The following is an 18052-nucleotide window of genomic DNA, read 5'->3' as shown; positions in this document are numbered from 1 at the left end:
CCGTGGCGGGCCTGGTGGGCGGGCCGGAGGGGCCTGGATCCCGGGGGCGGGCCGGGCTGGATACACGGGGGGTGGTCCGGAACCGGACAATTTGGTACTCGATTGTTTTGTTACTGGCGAGGAACCTGGTGTTGAATTGCCCGGGTGAAGCGTCGTACCGATCGGGCCATCGCCATCTCCGCCGTGACCGCGGTGGCCGTCGTGCCCACGGCGATCCTGATGGTGGTCAAGACCGGCGGCGACTCGCCGAAGGACGCGGGGGCGCTGCCCCCCTCCGCGGCGATGGCCCAGCGCGACCCCGCCAACCCGAACGGCGCCGCGTCCGCCACGGTCACTCCGGGCGCCACGCCCGGCGCGCCCGGGGCCGGCAACGGCGCGGGCGCCCGGCCCGGCACGCCCGGTTCCGGAAACGGGGGCGCCGCGCACGGCCTGCCCACGGCACCGCCGCAGCCCGGTCCCAGCCTCCACTCCTTCACCCGCAAGACGGACATGAAGGTGACGGTCGGGCCGGACGGCGACTACCAGCACGCGACCGAGACGGCCTCGTTCACGCTGTGGCCGAAGTTCGCGATGAGCGCCACCGGCGTCACGCAGACGATGAAGGGCGGCGTGCTGTCCAAGGTCACCCAGAAGGTGATCGTCCAGGGGAGCACGCTCAAGGGCTACGACGGGCAGAAGTGGACGCAGTCCACGCTGACCCAGGCGCAGCTGGGCAAGCTGCAGAACGAGTCCGACCCCCGCCAGTTCACCTTCATGATCGGGACGCTGCCGGGCATGACGGCGGGCGAGCCGGACGCCGCCGGGCTGACGCGCTTCACCGCGCAGGGGCTCATGGGCGGCGTGTACCCGCTGCTGCCGCAGGACGCGGCGGCGGCGTTCCGCAAGTGGATCCCGGACGACACCGGCTGCGGGATCGACATGCTGGCCGACAGCCAGGCCCGCCCGACCACGATCAGTCTCGGCGCGCAGGGTCCCGGCGCGGGGTTCGCGGGGTCGATGACCTTCGGTTCCTACCGCTGACGCGGCTCCGCGACGCGGGATTCCGCCCTGCCGTACGGCTCCGTCCGGCGCCCTTCGTCCAGTGCCGCGGCTACGCCGTTGGTCGTACCGTGCGGGCGCCCATTCGTACCACCGGGGGATGTAGGTCCGTTAGCGCCCGAAGAGACTGGGAACACCAGCAGGGCGACTAGGGAGGCTCAACCCTCATGAACCGACGATTCGTGGTGGCGGCCGGCGGCACCGCGGTGGGTGCCGCGCTCCTCCTGTCCGGGTGCAACGGGGACGGGTCGGAGAACACCGGCAACATGAAGCTCAGCGCGAACCAGGCGCTGCTGAAGGCGTCCGAGAAGACCGGCAAGGCCGACACGTTCAAGGCCGACCTGACGGTGACGGGCACGGGCGACGGCGGCGGGAAGGTCCACGCGAACGGGCAGTTCCGGCTGCGTCCGTCGCTGGAGTTCAGCGCGAAGCTGGACGAGTTCAGCCGGAACGGGCAGAGCGTTCCGGGCGCCAAGGGCCAGGCGGTCTTCACCGACAACGTCCTGTACGCGAAGGTCCCGCAGCTCGCGCAGTTCGTCAGCAACGGCAAGCCGTGGCTGCGGATCGACGTGAACCAGGTGTCGCAGCGGACGGGCTTCGACGTCCAGGGCCTGGTGAACCAGGTCCAGAAGGTGGACCCGGCCGAGCAGACGAAGATGTTCACCGGCTCCAAGGACGCCCGCAGGGTCGGCACCGAGACGGTCGACGGCGTCAAGACGACGCACTACGCCGGGACGGTCACCGTCGACGACGCGCTGAAGCAGCTGGACGCGGAGGCTCGCTCGAAGGTCCAGCACTGGCTGCCGAAGGACCGCGCCAACGGGAAGATCAACTTCGACCTGTGGACGGACGGTGACAACCTGCCGCGCAAGCTCGTGTCCAAGTCCACCGGGTCGCAGGGCGAGAACGGCTCGGTGACCGTCCTCTACAGCGACTACGGCAAGTCCTTCAACGTGAACACGCCCCCGTCCGACCAGGTGGGTCAGCTCTCGCTGCAGGGCTTCCTCGGCGGCAACTGACGGCGGCGGCCCGCGGCGTCGTCCCGGTGGCGGTGACCGAGGACGGTGCCGAGGGCGGGCCACCGACCGTGATGTCCGGGGAAAGGTGAACCGCGGCGGGGTCCTTTGCGTCTGATGTACCGTTCGGCCCCATCGCCCGGGAGCCAAGGAGACCAAGGAGACCCCCCAGATGATCCGTCGTTTCGCCGCAGGCACGGCGCTGGCCACCGGCCTCGCCCTCTCGCTGACCGGCTGCCTCGGGGACGCCGGGAAGACGGTGGACGAGGCCGGCAAGGGACTGAGGCTGACGGCCGCGCAGGTCCTCGGCAAGGCCGCCGAGAAGACCGGCCAGATCGACTCGTTCCAGGCCGACATGTCGATGAAGATGACCGGCACGTCCGAGGGCGACGTGTCGATGAACGGCACGATGCAGTACCGCACGAAGCCGGACCTCGCCTACAGCATGAACTTCGGCCAGATGACGGTCGCGGGCAAGTCGATGGGCGGCATGGAGCAGCGGCTCGTCGGCCGGAACATGTACATGAAGATGCCGATGCTCTCCCAGCTCGGCGGTGGCGCCAAGCCGTGGATCAAGATCTCGCTGGACGAGCTGGGCGCCAAGTCCGGCATGAACATCGACGAGCTGCTCCAGCAGTCCCGGCAGATGGACCCGGTCCAGAACACCAAGATGCTGACGGCGTCCAAGGACGCGCGCGAGGTCGGCAAGGAGACGCTCGACGGCGTCCAGACGACCCACTACACCGGCACGTACCGGATGGAGGACGCGGTCGCGAAGCTCTCCCCGGAGACGCAGGAGGCCTACCGCAAGAGCCTCGGCACGACGGGCCTGCAGGCCATGCACTTCGACCTGTGGGTGGACGGCCAGCAGCTGCCGCGCCAGATGACGATGAAGTCGACGCAGTCGACCGAAGGCGACATGACCATGACGATGAAGTACCGCGACTTCGGCAAGCCGGTGCAGGTCGCCGAGCCGCCGGCGAGCGAGGTCACGGACTTCGGCGAGATGATGAGCAGGCTCGGCAGCGGCGGCGGCCTCCCCGGCGCCTGACCGGGAGCCGACCGGTCCGCCGCCGACCCGCCGTCGGCCCGCACCTGAGCACGACCGAGGGACCGCACCCCACCCGGGGCGCGGTCCCTCGCTCTGTCCCGGCCCCGCGCCTCCTTGCGTCTCCCGCGGGCGTCGCTCGCCTTACCTCCCCGCTCCGTAGGTCACGTCTCGTGGCTCGCCGTGTCTTGCCGCGTCGCGTTTCGTGCTTCGCCCTGACGCGCTACGTCCCTTCGATTTGGTCTCATCGAGGGACGCACGTATCCTGTTCCGTGCCGAAGACCGCCGGTCGTCACCTCCCGCGAGGTGACCGAAGGACCCGACTCACGTCGGGCGGCCTGCGTAGGTGAGACGAGAGCTTCCCGCATGGCCTCCGTGCCGTGCCTGGACGCCCCGTGCGCCTGCGCCGGGGCGTTTTTTGGTGGATCGGCGCCGGAACCCGCACGCGGGCGAGGCGCGGATCGGACCACCCAGGTAATCGGAAGGAGGGCTATGGCCAAGGCCCACAAGGACGCGGCGATCGCCGAGCTCAAGAGCGAGTTCGAGAGCTCCAACGGCGCCGTGCTGACCGAGTACCGCGGGCTTAGCGTCGCGCAGGTCAAGGAGCTGCGCGACAACCTCGGCGAGACCGCGCGGTTCCGCGTGGTGAAGAACACGCTGACCAAGCGCGCCGCGAACGAGGCCGGTGTCGACGAGCGGTTCCGTGACCTGCTCGAAGGCCCGTCGGCCATCGCGTTCGTCCGCGGCGACGTGGTCGAGGCCGCGAAGGGCCTGCGCGACTTCGCCAAGGCGAACCCGATGCTGGTGATCAAGGGCGGCTTCATCGACGGTCAGTCGATGGACGCGGCCGAGGTCGCCAAGCTGGCGGACCTCGAGTCGCGCGAGGTTCTCCTCGCGAAGCTGGCCGGTGCGATGAAGGGCTCGATGGCGAACGCCGCCGCGCTGTTCAACGCCCTGCCGACGCAGGCCGCCCAGCTCGCCGAGGCGCTGCGCGCCAAGCGCGAGGCCGAGGGCGAGACCGCCGAGGCACCCGCCGCCGAGGCGTCCGCCGAGTAGGCAACCCGCGGTTCAGTACCACCCCAGATCACAAGCCATAGCGGAGGAATCATCATGGCGAAGCTCAGCACCGACGACCTGCTCGACGCGTTCAAGGAGATGACCCTTCTCGAGCTCTCCGAGTTCGTGAAGCAGTTCGAGGAGGTCTTCGACGTCAAGGCCGCCGCCCCCGTCGCCGCCGTCGCCGCGGCCCCGGGCGCCCCGGCGGGTGGCGCCGAGGAGGCCCCGGCCCAGGACGAGTTCGACGTCATCCTCGAGGGTGCCGGCGACAAGAAGATCCAGGTCATCAAGGAGGTTCGCGCCCTGACGAGCCTCGGCCTCAAGGAGGCCAAGGACCTGGTCGACGGCGCGCCGAAGCCGCTGCTCGAGAAGGTCAACAAGGAGACGGCCGACAAGGCCAAGGAGGCCCTGGAGAAGGCCGGCGCTTCGGTCACCGTCAAGTAAGACGCTCCAGAGCTCCGGAGCCGCGAGGCTCCACCGCTCTCCAGGAGGCGGTCACCCCGATGGGGTGGCCGCCTCCTTTGCGTTGTGACGTGTCCGCCGGGCCGCCGAGCGGGGTTCCGGTGGTGCGGGTGGGCGGTCTTGTCGCGGAACGTTGATCGGAGGCGCCGGGAAGGTCCGTTTCCTGTGCGGAGGTGACAAACACCCGCCGGAAACCGTGTGCCTTGACGGGTTGTGCCGATTCCCGCCCGCGGCGTAGCGTCCCGTCCTGACGCTGTGGCCACACCCGGCCGCTGCCGTCTCCGCAGTGCGGCGGGCCCCCGGTCGAAAGCCGCCGCCGGCACCCCGGTCTTGAGGCTCCGGTTCTTGGACCACTAGTCTCATAGACGCCGTAAGTAACGATTGTCTTACGACGTCGCATTTAGCTGCTGATCTGGGTCGGAACCCCTTCCATTTGGACGGGGGGCCGCTACGGTAGTGGCACCCGTCACGGCTACCGGACGGTAGCAATGCGGCGGACACGCGGTGTGACGACTGGCGCGGCGTGACACAACACAACGCGGTGTGACGACAGAAAGAGCCTGAGTGCTACTCGCTCATTGGTTCGGGATTCCCCCGGCCTGGACGAAAGGTGACGAGTGGGCGTCGAGATCAGAGTCGAGGGACTGACGAAGTCCTTCGGCCGCCAGGTGATCTGGCAGGACGTGTCGCTGACCATTCCCGCAGGTGAGATCTCCGTTCTCCTGGGTCCGTCCGGTACGGGCAAGTCGGTCTTCCTGAAGTCCCTCGTGGGGCTGCTCAAGCCCGATCGCGGGCACATCTGGATCGGTGACAGGGACCTGCCCTACCTGCCCGAGTCGCAGCTCTACGACACCCGGAAGCAGTTCGGCGTCCTGTTCCAGGACGGCGCCCTGTTCGGCTCCATGAACCTGTTCGACAACATCGCGTTCCCGCTCCGCGAGCACACCAAGAAGACCGAGTCCGAGGTCAAGCGGATCGTCCTCGAGAAGATGGACATGGTCGGCCTCCTCGGCGCCGAGCACAAGCTTCCCGGCGAGATCTCCGGCGGTATGAAGAAGCGCGCCGGCCTGGCCCGCGCGCTCGTCCTGGACCCCGAGATCCTGCTGGTGGACGAGCCGGACTCCGGCCTCGACCCGGTCCGCACCGCGTTCCTCAACCAGGTCTTCATCGACCTCAACGCGCAGATCGGCGCGACGTTCCTGATCGTCACGCACGACATCAACACCGCCCGCACCGTCCCGGACAACATCGGCCTGCTGTACCAGCGGCACCTGGCGATGTTCGGGCCGCGGGAGATGCTGCTGTCCAGCGAGGAGCCCGTGGTCCGGCAGTTCCTCAACGCCAGCAAGATCGGCCCGATCGGCATGTCCGAGGAGAAGGACGAGTCCGAGCTGGAGGCCGAGGCGAAGATGGGGCACGACCCCGGCAAGCTGCCGCCGATCCCGCCGCAGCAGATGCCGAGCAACGGGCTGCTCCGCACCGGCATGCACGCGCCCGGCGCGTGGTGCGCCGCGCACGGCGTCACCCCGCCGCCCGGCTCGTTCATCGACGACCTCGGCCGCAACTGGGTCGAGGAGTGGCCGCGGTACGTGGCGTCCATGACGCCCGTCGGCGCCCCCGCAGGCGGCGCGCACGGTGCGCCCGGCGGCATGCCTCCCTCCGGTCCGCCGCCCGGCGGACCCGGTGGCAACTTCCCGGGCAACCCGCCGCCCGGCCGGCCGGGAGCGGGTGCAGGCTACTGATGTCCACTCCTGGTATCGGCGCGGACCAGCGAGGGGCAAGGAAGGGCGGGGGCTCTTCCGCGACGTTCCGCAAGATCGGGGACGGCGCGGCCAACGTCGCGATCAAGGAACCCGGACGGTTCTTCGCCCTGTGCCTGGACACCGCCCGCGCGGTCTTCCAGTGGCCGTTCCAGTGGCGCGAGTTCATCCAGCAGGCCTGGTTCATCGTCAGCGTCACCGTCGTCCCCACGATGCTGGTCGCCATCCCCTTCGGCGGCGTCCTGTCCCTCCAGGTCGGCGGGCTGATCCGGCAGCTCGGCGCGCAGTCCTACACCGGCGCGACCGCCGTGGTCGCGATCGTCCGGGAGGCCAGCCCGCTGGTCACCTCCCTGCTGGTCGCGGGCGCCGCGGGCTCGGCGATGTGCGCCGACATCGGCTCCCGGAAGATCCGCGAGGAGATCGACGCCATGGAGGTGCTGGGCATCAACCCCCTGCACCGCCTGGTGGTGCCCCGGATGTTCGCCTGCGCGTTCGTCGCGCTGTTCCTGAACGGGCTGGTCTCGGTGGTCGGCCTCCTCGGCGGCTACTTCTTCAACGTGATGCTCCAGGGCGGCACCCCCGGCGCCTACCTGGCCTCCTTCAACGCCATCGCGCAGCTGCCCGACCTGCTGCAGGCCGAGTTCAAGGCGTTCGTGTTCGGCATCACCGCCGGACTGGTCGCCGCCTACAAGGGCCTCAACGCGAAGGGCGGCCCGAAGGGCGTGGGCGACGCGGTCAACCAGACCGTCGTCATCACGTTCATGCTGCTCTTCCTGGAGAACTTCCTGATCTCCACGCTGTACTTCCAGTTCGTCCCGTCGAAGGGGATGTAGATGGCTGCCCCTGGCAAGACGGGCAAGGCGGCCCGGCGGGTGGTGAGCGCGCCGCTCGACCGGCTGGACGACTTCGGCCACCAGATGTCGTTCTACGCCCGCGCGTTCGCGTGGGTGTTCCGGGTGCTGACCCGGTACCGCACGGAGGTGCTGAGGCTGCTGGCCGAGGTGAGCCTCGGCACCGGCGGCCTCGCGGTGATCGGCGGCTCGGTGGTGATCGTCGGGTTCATGACGTTCTTCACCGGCAGCCAGGTCGGCCTGCAGGGCTACGAGTCGCTGAACCAGATCGGCACGGCCGCGTTCACCGGTTTCGTCGCGTCCTACTTCAACACCCGCGAGATCGCGCCGCTGGTCTCGGCGCTCGCGCTGTCGGCGACAGTCGGCTGCGGCTTCACCGCCCAGCTCGGCGCGATGCGGATCTCCGACGAGATCGACGCGCTGGAGGTCATGGCCGTCCCGTCGATGCCGTTCCTCGTCACCACCCGGATGCTCGCCGGAATGATCGCGGTCATTCCGCTGTACATCGTGGGCCTGCTCGCCTCCTATGGCGCGACCCGCGTGATCGTGACGATGTTCTACGGCCAGTCGACCGGCACCTACGACCACTATTTCCATTTGTTCCTACCGCCGTACGACATCTTGTGGTCGTTCGGAAAAGTGATCGCTTTCGCGGTGCTGGTGATGCTGATCCACTGCTACTACGGCTACCACGCCTCCGGCGGCCCGGCGGGCGTCGGCGTGGCGGTGGGCCGCGCGGTGCGGACCAGCATCGTGGTGATCAACGTGGCCGACCTCATGCTCGGCATGGCGATCTGGGGCACGACGACCAGCGTGCGGATCGCGGGGTGACGGGATGAGTCAACGACTGCGGTTCCGGGTCCTCGGACTTTCGATGATCCTGGTGATCATCCTGCTGCTGGCGCTGACCGTGGCGCTCTACAACAAGGCGTTCACGCCGACGCTCAACGTGAGCGTGCGGAGCGAGCGGGCGGGTCTCCAGCTGCTGCCGCACTCGGACGTGAAGGTCCGCGGCCTGATCGTCGGCGAGGTGCGCAGCACCGAGGCCGACGCGCGGGGCGCGACCCTGCACCTGGCGCTCGACCCGGACAAGGCGAAGCTGATCCCGCGGAACGTCCAGGCGCGGCTGCTGCCGAAGACGCTGTTCGGCGAGAAGTACGTGGACCTCGGGATCCCCGCGGACGCGGGCCCCGTCGGGCTGCGCTCGGGCCAGGTGATCCAGCAGGACCGCTCCCAGGCCGCCGTCGAGTTCGACAAGGTGCTGAACGACCTGCTCCCGCTGCTGCAGGCGGTGAAGCCGGCGGAGCTGAACGCGACGCTGAACGCCCTGGCGACGGCGCTGCAGGGCCGCGGCGACCAGATCGGCCGGAACCTGGAGGAGGCCGACGAGCTGCTGCGGAAGATCAACCCGCAGCTCGGCACGCTGGTGCACGACCTGAACGCCCTCGCCGACGTGTCCGACATCTACAACGCGGCGGCGCCCGACCTGCTGCAGACGCTCCGCAACCTCAACGTCACCAGCCGGACGATCACCGACAAGAAGGCCACGATCGAGCAGCTGATCCCGGCGACGACCGCGCTGGCCCAGGACGGCGACGTGTTCATGCGGCAGAACGCGCCGAAGATCATCGGCTTCAACATCGCGAACCGGGACGTGCTGGACCTGGTCGCCCGCTACTCGCCGTCGCTGCCGTGCGTGTTCGCCGGGCTGATGAAGATCAGGCCGGAGGCCGAGCGGGTGGCCGGCGGGAACGGGTCCAAGACCTTCAACCTGACGGTCGAGATCGTCAAGCCCCGGCCGGGCTTCAAGTACCCGCTGGACAAGCCGGAGGTCAGGGACCAGCGCAACCCGCGCTGCTACGGGCTGCCGAACCCCAAGGTCCCGTCCCCGGACTACCTCGCGCTGGACGGGACGGAAGACGACCTGTGGTGGAAGAACCCCGATGACCCGAACGGCGGCGGGAGCCGCGGCCGGGCCCTGTCGAACGTCTTCGTGGACCCGGGCGCGATGAGCGAGAAGGAAAAGATCAAGAGCGTGCTCGGACCGGTGACGCGGATTCCCTCCGACCGGCTCTCCGACGTCTCGGCGCTGATGTTCGGGCCGCTGCTCGCGGACGGATCGGTGGTGACGGTCAAGTGAGGACGACGAGTGCGGCGATCAAGCTGGCGATCTTCGTGGTCGTCACGTCGCTGGCCACCGGCGTGCTGGCGATGACGATCTCCAACATGCGGTTCCGGGAGACGACCACCTACAAGGCGATCTTCTCGGACGTGACGGGCCTGCTCGACAACGACGACGTGCGCGTCGCCGGTGTCCGGGTCGGCCAGATCGAGCACATCGAGCTGTACAAGGGCGACAAGGCCGAGGTGACGTTCAGCCTCCAGAAGGAGAGCGTCTTCAAGGCGGGGCTGCCCTCGTCCACGCAGGCGCAGATCCGGTACCGCAACCTGATGGGGCAGCGGTACCTGGCGCTGACCGACGGCGCCGGGCAGGCCAACGACTATCTCAGGCCGGGCGGGACGATCCCGATGGCGCAGACCACCCCGGCGCTGGACCTGACGACCCTGTTCAACGGGTTCCGGCCGCTGTTCCGCGCGCTGGAGCCCAAGGACGTCAACACGCTCGCGATGCAGATCATCCAGGTGCTCCAGGGCGAGGGCGGGACGATCAACAGCCTGCTCGCGCACGTGGCGTCGCTGACCAACACGCTCGCCGACCGGGACAAGGTCATCGGCGAGGTGATCGACAACCTGAACACCGTGCTCGGCACCATCGACGAGCGGCACAACGAGGTCAACCAGCTGATCACGGACCTGCGCGGGTTCGTCAGCGGGGTGTCCGGCGACCGCCAGGCGATCTTCGACTCGGTGTCGGCGATCAACGACCTGACCGGCACCACGCAGAGCCTGCTCGCCGACGCCCGCCCGGACATCCGCAACGACATCGCCGGGCTGCGCAAGCTCACCGCCACGTTCGACGCCAACGGCAAGGAGCTCGACGCGGGCCTGCAGCGGACGCCGAAGCGGCTGGAGGGGCTGGTGAACATCTCCTCCTACGGCTCCTGGTTCAACATGTACATCTGCGGCCTCGACGCGCGGGTGCGGCTGCCGGGCGGACCGGTCTACCAGACGCCGGCGATCGTGAACGAGAACGCGAGGTGCAAGTAGATGAGGATCCCGTTCCGGGAACGCAACCCGGTCCCCATCGGGCTGTCCGCGTTCGCGATCATCATCGTGCTGGTGGCGCTGGCGATGAACCTGGAGAACATCCCGCTCATCTCCGGCGGCAGCACCCACACCGCCTCGTTCCGGGAGGCGGCCGGGCTGCGGGCCGGCGAGGAGGTCCGCGTCGCGGGCGTCAAGGTCGGCAAGGTCACCGGGCTGGAGCTGGACGGCGACCACGTCAAGGTCACCTTCCGGGTCGACGACGGCGTGCGGCTCGGCGACCGCACCGAGGCCGACATCAAGATCAAGACGGTGCTCGGCGCGCACTACCTCGCGCTCACCCCCCGCGGCCGCGGCCGGCTCGGCCGCAACGTCCCGATCGAGCGGACGCACACCCCGTTCGAGGTCGTCCCCGCGATCAGCGAGCTGAGCCAGCGCGTCGGCGCCATCGACGTGCAGCAGGTCGCGAAGTCGTTCGACGTCCTGTCGGACACGTTCAAGAACTCCCCGGAGGAGGTCAGGGCGTCCCTGCAGGGGCTGCGCCGGCTGTCCAACACGGTCGCGTCCCGCGACGACGAGCTGCACGAGCTGGCCGGCAAGGCCAAGGACGTCTCCAAGCTGCTCGCCGACCGCAACCAGGACTTCGCCGAGCTCGTCCAGGACGGCGACAAGGTGCTCCAGGCGGTGCAGGCCAGGCGTGCGGTCATCCACCAGCTGCTGCTCAACACCGTAGCCCTGTCCCAGCAGGTGAACGCGCTGATCAGCGAGAACGACAAGCAGCTGCGCCCGATGCTGGACAACCTGGCCAAGGTCAACCGGATCCTGCTGAAGAACCAGAACAACCTGGACCGGATCCTCCAGCTGTTCGCGCCGTTCGCCCGGCAGTTCTCCGACGTGACGGGCACCGGGCGCTGGTTCGACTCGTGGATCCAGAACCTCATCCCGATCCCCGCCTCGATCCAGAACCCCCCGTCCGGCGGCGGGACGGCGACGAACAAGCAGGGCGCCCGGCCGGGCGGCGGTACCTCCGGCACCGGCACGCCCGGCACCGGCAAGACCGGCAACAGCGACAACCCGTTGCCCTTCCTCCCGTGAGCAGGCAGGTCACCAGTGCGTAACTCAACGAGCATCCTCCGCCTGGGCGGCGCGATCCTCGCCGTCGCGGTGCTGGCCGCCGTGCTCCTGCTGGTCTTCCAGGAGCCGAAGCAGCGGCACATGACGGCGTACTTCAGCAAGGCCGTCGGCCTGTACAAGGGCGCGGACGTCCGCATCCTCGGCATCCCCGTCGGCGAGGTCACGAGCGTCGAGCCCGTCGGCGACGCGGTGAAGGTCGAGCTGAGGTACGACGCCAAGTACAAGGTCCCCGCGAACGCGCAGGCCGTCATCGTCAACCAGACCCTCGTCGCGGACCGCTACGTCCAGATCACGCCCGTCTACAAGGGCGGGGCCGTCCTCGCGGACAACGCGACGCTGGGCACGAACCGCACCGCGGTGCCGGTCGAGGTCGACCAGGTCGGCTCCAGCCTGAACGACCTGTCGAAGGCGCTCGGCCCGCAGGGCGCGAACGCCCCCGGCGCGAACGGGCAGCAGGGCTCGCTGTCGCGGCTGCTGCAGGTCGGCGCCGCGAACCTGGACGGGCAGGGCGAGGACATCCGGCAGACGATCGCCGACACGTCCAAGGCGCTCAGCACGCTGAGCACCGACCGCGGCGACGTCGCCGAGACGATCAAGAACCTGCGGATCATCACCGAGGCGATGAAGGCGAACGACCAGCAGATCAAGTCGTTCTCCGGGCACCTGAACGGCGTGTCCGGGCAGCTCGCGGGGGAGAAGGAGGAGCTGAGCGCGGCCCTCAACACCCTGGCGCCGACGCTGAAGAACGTGCAGCAGTTCGTCAAGGGCAACCGCACCGAGCTGGCGGCCAACGTCCGGCAGCTCGCGCAGGTCACCGGCGTGCTGGTGAAGGAGAAGGGCGCGCTCGCCGAGATCCTCAGCGCCGGTCCGCTCGCCGTCAACAACCTGGCCCGCGCCTACGACCCGATCAGCGGCACGATCCACACCCGCGACAACTTCCGCCAGTTCCACGACCTGGCCGACTGGATCTGCTCGCTGGCGTACTCGGTGGGCACGCCCGCCAAGGAATGCCTCGACTTCGTCTCGCCGTACAACGGCATCGGCAAGGCGCTGACCGGGTTCAGCCTGGACCTGTCCTGGATCACCGCCCTGACGACGCACTACGACCCGGTGCCCATCCCGCCGGACGCCTACGGGCCGCAGGGCAGGCCCGGCAAGACGAGCACGACGAAGAAGACCGGCACGACCAACAAGACCGGGGCGACCGGGACCCAGACCAAGCCCACGGACATCACGGCGCTGCTGCCTGGAGGTGGCCGATGAGCAGGCGGTCGACGGGCGAGCGCTCCGTGAACAAGAGCCTCATGAACAAGCGCGCGGTGACCGAGAGCACGGCGGACAAGCGCACCGGCGGCAGGCGCTCCATGAGCCGGGCACGGCTGCTCGGCGCGGCCGCGCTCGCCGGCGTGACGGCCCTGTCGGGCTGCTCGTTCAACGGCGTGGAGTCGCTGCCGCTGCCGGGCGGGCCCGACCTCGGCTCGGACCCGCGGACCGTGAAGATCGAGTTCGCGAACGTGCTGGACCTCGTCCCGCAGTCGGCGGTCAAGGTCAACGACGTGTCGGTGGGCAAGGTCGAGAAGATCCAGTTGGCCGGCGGGCCGGGCCCGCAGGGCGCCGGCTGGCACGCGGTCGTCACGGTCAAGTTCCGCGGCGACGTCAAGCTCCCGGACAACGCGATCGCGACGATCAGCCAGACCAGCCTGCTGGGCGAGAAGTTCGTGCAGCTCGAACCGCCCAAGAACGAGGCCCCGGTCGGGGAGCTCAGCGATGACGACCTGATCCCGCTGAACCGGACGTCCCGCGGCACCGAGATCGAAGAGGTCCTCTCCGCGATGTCGCTGCTGCTGAACGGCGGCGGCCTGGAGCAGGTCTCCACGATCAGCCACGAGCTGCAGGCCGCGATGGGCGGCCGGGAGTCCACGATCAAGTCGGTGCTGCAGCGGGTCAACACCTTCGCCGGGACGCTGGACCAGAACCGCGCCGCGATCACCCGGGCGCTGGACAGCATCGACCGGCTGAGCGGCAAGCTGGCCGCCGAGCGCAAGACGATCCAGGACACCATCGACGAGACGGGGCCCGCGATCGCTGTACTCAACCGCAACCGCGCGGACCTCACCAAGATGCTGGTGGCGCTGAACAAGCTCAGCCGCACCACCACCTACGTGATCAACCAGTCCAAGGCCGACATGCTGGCCAACCTGCGCGACCTCGACGTGATCCTGCGCAACCTCAACAAGGCCGGCTCCGACCTGCCGAAGTCGCTGGAAACGCTGATCACCTTCCCGTTCCCCGCGACGTTCGAGAACGTCATCGCGGGCGACTACGGCAACGTGCGCCTGACCGTCGACCTGGACTTCGAGTCCATCGCGCGGAACCTGCTCGGCGGCACCGACCTGGAGGGGATGCTGGGCAGCGGCAAGCAGATGCGCAGCATGCTCCAGGTCCCGAACGTGACGCTGCCGGACTCCCCGCTGGGCGTCCTGCCGCAGATGCCGGGCGGCGGGAGCCAGGGCGGCGCGGGACAGGGCGGCCTGCCCGGGCTCCCAGGCGGCACCACACAGACCCCAGGGAAGACACCGGCCGGCACGAACACCCAGGGACGGCCGGGCGCGCTCGCCCCCGACCCCGGTGACGGCGGTCTGCGGACCCTGATGACGGGGGGCCTCTCGTGATCCTCAAGCGCGGCGTCATCGTCCAGCTCATCGCCTTCGCGGTCATCACCGTCGTCGGCGTGGCGATCGTCTCGGTGAACTACATCGGCATCGGACGCGACCTGCTCGGCAAGCAGTACGTCGCCTACGTCGACCTCACCGACTCCGGCGGCGTGTTCACCAACGCCGAGGTCACCTACCGGGGCGTCCCGGTCGGGCGCGTCGGCCCCATCGAGCTGACCAAGGACGGCATCCGCGTCAAGCTGCTGCTGGAGCGGGGCAAGCGGATCCCGCGCGAGGGCACGAAGGCCGTCGTGGCGAACCGGTCGGCGGTCGGTGAGCAGTACATCGACCTGGAGCCCACCACGAAGTCCGGGCCCTACCTCGACGAGGGCGACCCGTACACCATCCCGCGCAGCCGCACCACGCTGCCGGTGTCCACCGCCGAACTGCTGCGCAACGTCGACTCCCTCGTCGGCTCGGTGAACACCAAGGACCTCGGCATCATCGTCGACGAGCTGAACAAGGCGTTCTCCGGCTCCGCGTCGGACCTGCAGTCGATCCTGGACGACACCGACCGGCTGCTGAAGACCGCCAACGAGGCCTACCCCGACACCGAGCGGCTGCTGAACAGCGGCGCGACCGTCCTGGACACGCAGCGCGGCCAGGCCGCCAACATCCAGGGCTTCGCCCGCAACCTGAACGCGCTGACCACCTCGCTGCGCAACGACGACCCGGCGCTGCGCAAGACGATCGACAACGCGCCGGGCGCGGTGGACGAGACCCACAAGGCCATCAACCAGCTCGCGCCGACGCTGCCCGTCCTCCTGGCCAACCTCACCACCACCGGCCAGGTCGTCACGTCCCGCAAGGCCGGCCTCCGGTCGCTGTTCATCCTCTACCCGGTGACGGTCGCGGGCGCGTTCACCGTCACGCCCGGGGACGGCACCCAGCACCTGGGTCTCGACCTGAACATCGACGCGCCGCCCGCCTGCACCCAGGGCTACGAGAAGGTCAAGCACCGCTGGCCGCAGGACACGTCGAAGAAGAAGCCGCGCCTGGACGCCGGCTGCAAGGCGCCCCACAACGCCCCCACGGCGGTGCGCGGCGCCCGCAACTTCCCGCGCGACGCCATCGCGCCCTACCCGCAGGTCCCCGCGGGCGCCACCACCGGCGCCGGGTTCCCCGACGGCGGCGCGTACGGCACCCGCGGCGACGACGGCAGCGGTGACGGCGACGGGGCCAAGACGGACGCCAAGGGCTCCGGCAAGACCAAGACCAAGGCGAAGGCCGCGGCGGCCCCCACGGGCCAGATTTCGGACGGCAACCTGTACCTGTCGTATCCGGCCGGTTCAGTCGAATTCGCTGGATACGATCCAACGACCGGTGCGGTCTACGGGCCCGACGGCAAGAAGTACGTGATGCCGCGCAGCGCCGGAACTCGCCAGTTGGGAGAGGAATCCTCGTGGAAGTGGCTCCTGCTCGGACCGCTGAGCCAGTGAGGCGGGCACGATGAGGCGCCGTCTACCCATGGTCACCGCGATCGCCCTGGGCATCGTCGTGGTGGGCCTCGCCATCGCGTCCGGCTGGCTCGGCGTGGTCACCCTCAGGAACAAGGACGACGCCGACCAGAAGGCCAAGGCGATGCAGTCGGCGCGCCAGATGGGCGTCAACCTGATGTCGCTCGACGCCGCCACCGCGCAGCGCGACCTCGACCGCATCGTGAGCGGCACCACCGGCGACCTCAAGAACAAGCTGGGGAGCCAGTCGAACGCCTTCATGCAGCAGATCACCAAGGCCAAGGCCAAGTCGACGGTCAGTGACGTCGACGCCGCGCTGGTCTCCATCGACGGCGACTCCGCCGAGGTGATGGTGTCCCTCACCGGGACCGTCACCAACGACAAGGTGCAGAACGGTACGCCGCAGGGCTACCGCTACCAGATGGACCTGACGCGGGTCGACGGGCGCTGGCTGGTGTCCGGACTGGAGGTTGTCCCGTGACGATCAAGGCGGATCGAGCGGCCAGGGCCGAGGAGGCCGCCGAGGCGGCGCGCCTGGCGGAGGAGGCCGCCGCGAAGGCCCGGGAGGCCGCGCGCCTCGCCCAGATCGCCGCGGACGAGGCGGCCGCCGCCGAAGCGGCCGCGGCGAACGCGAAGCCGGGGGAGTCCGAGGAGCCCGAGGGGGACGCCCCCGAGGAGAGCCCGAAGGCCCTCAAATCCCCTAAGAAGCCCCGCCGTGGGCGCAAGGGGTCCGAAGGCGCGACCGACGACGCCGAAGCCGCAGAGGACGACTCAGCGGCCGACGCGGACACCGAGGCCGTCGCCGACGACGAGAAGGCCGAGTCTGACTCCGCCTCCGACGCCGCCTCCGACGTCAAGCCCGCAAAGAAGACCAAGCTTTCCAAGGCCGCCAAGACCAAGACCACAAAGGTCGAGGAAGCCGCCGAGGAGGCCGAGGTCGCCGAGGACGAGGAAGCCGCCGAGGACGGCGAGGACAGCGAGGACGGCGAGGCTGCGAAGCCCGCCAAAGCCCCCCGAACGAAGCGTCTGTACCTGAAGAAGTCCGACGAGGACGAGGACGAGGACGACGACGAGCCCACCGGCCGGTCCCGGCTGGGCGGCCTGTCGACCGTCATCGCCGTGCTGGTCGTCCTGGCGATCGCGCTGGGCGTCGGCACCACGGTTCTGGCGCTGAAGGTCCAGAAGCAGGAGGCGACCGAGCAGGCGTCCAAGGAGGCGTCGTTCGCGGCGTCCCGCGCGGCCCAGAAGCTGTCCTCGTACGACTACCAGACCCTCGACACCGACCTGAAGGCCGCGTCCGCCACGACGACGGGCAAGCTGCACAACGACTACGACAAGCTGGCCCAGACGCTCAAGACCGTCGCCGTCCAGCAGCAGGCCGTCTCGACCACGACCGTGATGAAGGTCGGCGTCGTGAGCGCGACCCCGGACAAGGTCGTGGCGCTCGTCTACGCCAACCGCTCGTCGGCCACCAAGAACGACAAGCAGCAGCGCCTCCCCGAGCCGCTGCGCATCAGGCTGACGATGGTCAAGAAGGACGGCAAGTGGCTTGCCTCCGAACTCACGGTCCTGTCCTAGCCTGCGTTTCGAAGTCCCGGCCTTCGCTCGCCTGGCGGCTCGCTACGTGACCGTGCCTGGGCGAACGCGGAATCGCTTCGCGATCTGCCCGGTTCCGCTCGCCTCCGGCTTCGCTGGACCGGGCAGGTCACGCGTTCGCACGCGTGGCCGATGCGACTTCGAGACAGGCCCCAGCCCGCGGCGCTGACCAAGCTCGTCGGGCCGGCCAAGCTCGTCGGGCCGGCCAGTTCGCGGGCCGGCCAGTTCGCGGGCCGGCCAATTCGCGGGCCGGCCAAGCTCGCAGGGCGGACCAGGCTCATGTCCTGGGCCTGGCCGCTGGATGCCTGGTTCTCCTGGATGCCTGGGTCTCCCGAGTACCCGGGTCTCCTGGGCGTCCGAGTCTCCTAGGCGCCGGGGGGACCCGGACGCTGGTTCTCACGGCCGCTGGAGCCCGCTCGACCCTCGGCTCTCTCCAACGCTCCAGGTCGCTCGGGAAGGACTCTGGACGACTCGGTGTTAACCCTTCAGGGGCCGGTGTAGCCGAGGTGACGGGGAGCACGGCCCGCGGTCGCGCGACACGCCGTCGACGCCGGTTCGCGGGCTGTCAACCCGGATCCCTAAACTATGGCCTTCCTCACTGCAGGTCAGGGCCCGAAAAGTCCATGTCCGCTCTTGACTGAGAGGCGCTGAGGGGCGATGCTCCATGGCAACGTGATGCATACTGCGGCGCTAGAGTTGCGAGCGGTGTACCGGTTCGGCTACACTGCCCCTTTGCGCTGCCCTCTGACTATCCA

16 protein-coding genes are annotated in these 18052 nt (G+C 69.2%); all 16 read left to right on the top strand.

The window, feature by feature from the left end:
- Positions 1-144 precede the first annotated feature (144 nt).
- The 16 genes from K4S16_RS15255 to K4S16_RS44350 all read left to right on the top strand — a co-directional run bounded on the left by K4S16_RS15255 (position 145) and on the right by K4S16_RS44350 (position 17279).
- Complete coding sequence (locus K4S16_RS15255; protein WP_149259622.1) at positions 145-1020, top strand: hypothetical protein; 876 nt, start codon at positions 145-147, stop codon at positions 1018-1020.
- 185 nt (positions 1021-1205) lie between these two features.
- Positions 1206-2057, top strand: coding sequence for a hypothetical protein (locus K4S16_RS15250; protein ID WP_235036821.1), 852 nt, complete (start codon positions 1206-1208; stop codon positions 2055-2057).
- 169 nt (positions 2058-2226) lie between these two features.
- Positions 2227-3105 (top strand): DUF6612 family protein, encoded by an 879-nt coding sequence (locus K4S16_RS15245; RefSeq protein WP_149259621.1) that lies wholly within the window; start codon positions 2227-2229, stop codon positions 3103-3105.
- A gap of 489 nt (positions 3106-3594) precedes the next feature.
- On the top strand, positions 3595-4158 hold the full coding sequence (gene rplJ / locus K4S16_RS15240; RefSeq protein WP_149259620.1) for a 50S ribosomal protein L10: 564 nt from the start codon (positions 3595-3597) through the stop codon (positions 4156-4158).
- 54 nt (positions 4159-4212) lie between these two features.
- Complete coding sequence (gene rplL, locus K4S16_RS15235; RefSeq protein WP_141580563.1) at positions 4213-4602, top strand: 50S ribosomal protein L7/L12; 390 nt, start codon at positions 4213-4215, stop codon at positions 4600-4602.
- 635 nt (positions 4603-5237) lie between these two features.
- Positions 5238-6362 carry an ABC transporter ATP-binding protein gene (locus tag K4S16_RS15230; RefSeq protein WP_149259619.1) on the top strand — a complete coding sequence of 375 codons (1125 nt, stop codon included), beginning with the start codon at positions 5238-5240 and terminating at the stop codon, positions 6360-6362.
- Positions 6362-7213, top strand: a complete 852-nt coding sequence (locus tag K4S16_RS15225) for an ABC transporter permease (RefSeq protein WP_235036820.1) — start codon at positions 6362-6364, stop codon at positions 7211-7213. The genes K4S16_RS15230 and K4S16_RS15225 overlap by 1 nt, the downstream gene beginning before the upstream one ends.
- Complete coding sequence (locus tag K4S16_RS15220; RefSeq protein WP_149259618.1) at positions 7214-8062, top strand: ABC transporter permease; 849 nt, start codon at positions 7214-7216, stop codon at positions 8060-8062. It abuts the gene before it with no gap.
- A 4-nt stretch (positions 8063-8066) separates the two neighbouring features.
- Positions 8067-9371 carry an MCE family protein gene (locus K4S16_RS15215; protein ID WP_149259617.1) on the top strand — a complete coding sequence of 435 codons (1305 nt, stop codon included), beginning with the start codon at positions 8067-8069 and terminating at the stop codon, positions 9369-9371.
- On the top strand, positions 9368-10399 hold the full coding sequence (locus tag K4S16_RS15210) for an MCE family protein (RefSeq protein WP_149259616.1): 1032 nt from the start codon (positions 9368-9370) through the stop codon (positions 10397-10399). The genes K4S16_RS15215 and K4S16_RS15210 overlap by 4 nt, the downstream gene beginning before the upstream one ends.
- On the top strand, positions 10400-11491 hold the full coding sequence (locus K4S16_RS15205) for an MCE family protein (protein ID WP_149259615.1): 1092 nt from the start codon (positions 10400-10402) through the stop codon (positions 11489-11491). It abuts the gene before it with no gap.
- 15 nt (positions 11492-11506) lie between these two features.
- Positions 11507-12793, top strand: coding sequence for an MCE family protein (locus K4S16_RS15200; protein ID WP_200841901.1), 1287 nt, complete (start codon positions 11507-11509; stop codon positions 12791-12793).
- Positions 12790-14202, top strand: a complete 1413-nt coding sequence (locus tag K4S16_RS15195; protein ID WP_235036819.1) for an MCE family protein — start codon at positions 12790-12792, stop codon at positions 14200-14202. Before K4S16_RS15200 ends, K4S16_RS15195 begins: the two co-directional genes overlap by 4 nt.
- A complete protein-coding gene (locus K4S16_RS15190) occupies positions 14199-15683 on the top strand; it encodes an MCE family protein (protein ID WP_149259614.1) in 1485 nt (494 codons plus the stop codon). The genes K4S16_RS15195 and K4S16_RS15190 overlap by 4 nt, the downstream gene beginning before the upstream one ends.
- A 10-nt stretch (positions 15684-15693) precedes the next feature.
- A complete protein-coding gene (locus tag K4S16_RS15185; protein WP_149259613.1) occupies positions 15694-16182 on the top strand; it encodes a nuclear transport factor 2 family protein in 489 nt (162 codons plus the stop codon).
- Complete coding sequence (locus K4S16_RS44350; RefSeq protein ID WP_160160922.1) at positions 16179-17279, top strand: hypothetical protein; 1101 nt, start codon at positions 16179-16181, stop codon at positions 17277-17279. The genes K4S16_RS15185 and K4S16_RS44350 overlap by 4 nt, the downstream gene beginning before the upstream one ends.
- Positions 17280-18052 lie beyond the last annotated feature (773 nt).

Origin of the sequence: Actinomadura sp. K4S16, from assembly GCF_008327685.1 — a bacterium.
In the GTDB taxonomy this organism is placed as follows: Bacteria; Actinomycetota; Actinomycetes; order Streptosporangiales; family Streptosporangiaceae; genus Spirillospora.
The sequence above is the reverse complement of the archived record's forward strand: the minus strand, read 5'-3'. Positions and strand labels throughout refer to the sequence as shown.

Excerpts from the sequence above, each read along its gene's own strand:
- K4S16_RS15250 (WP_235036821.1), top strand. The coding sequence starts at position 1,206 with ATGAACCGACGATTCGTGGTGGCGGCCGGCGGCACCGCGGTGGGTGCC.
- K4S16_RS15245 (WP_149259621.1), top strand. The coding sequence starts at position 2,227 with ATGATCCGTCGTTTCGCCGCAGGCACGGCGCTGGCCACCGGCCTCGCC.
- rplJ (WP_149259620.1), top strand. The coding sequence starts at position 3,595 with ATGGCCAAGGCCCACAAGGACGCGGCGATCGCCGAGCTCAAGAGCGAG.
- rplL (WP_141580563.1), top strand. The coding sequence starts at position 4,213 with ATGGCGAAGCTCAGCACCGACGACCTGCTCGACGCGTTCAAGGAGATG.
- K4S16_RS15225 (WP_235036820.1), top strand. The coding sequence starts at position 6,362 with ATGTCCACTCCTGGTATCGGCGCGGACCAGCGAGGGGCAAGGAAGGGC.
- K4S16_RS15220 (WP_149259618.1), top strand. The coding sequence starts at position 7,214 with ATGGCTGCCCCTGGCAAGACGGGCAAGGCGGCCCGGCGGGTGGTGAGC.
- K4S16_RS15215 (WP_149259617.1), top strand. The coding sequence starts at position 8,067 with ATGAGTCAACGACTGCGGTTCCGGGTCCTCGGACTTTCGATGATCCTG.
- K4S16_RS15205 (WP_149259615.1), top strand. The coding sequence starts at position 10,400 with ATGAGGATCCCGTTCCGGGAACGCAACCCGGTCCCCATCGGGCTGTCC.
- K4S16_RS15195 (WP_235036819.1), top strand. The coding sequence starts at position 12,790 with ATGAGCAGGCGGTCGACGGGCGAGCGCTCCGTGAACAAGAGCCTCATG.
- K4S16_RS15185 (WP_149259613.1), top strand. The coding sequence starts at position 15,694 with ATGAGGCGCCGTCTACCCATGGTCACCGCGATCGCCCTGGGCATCGTC.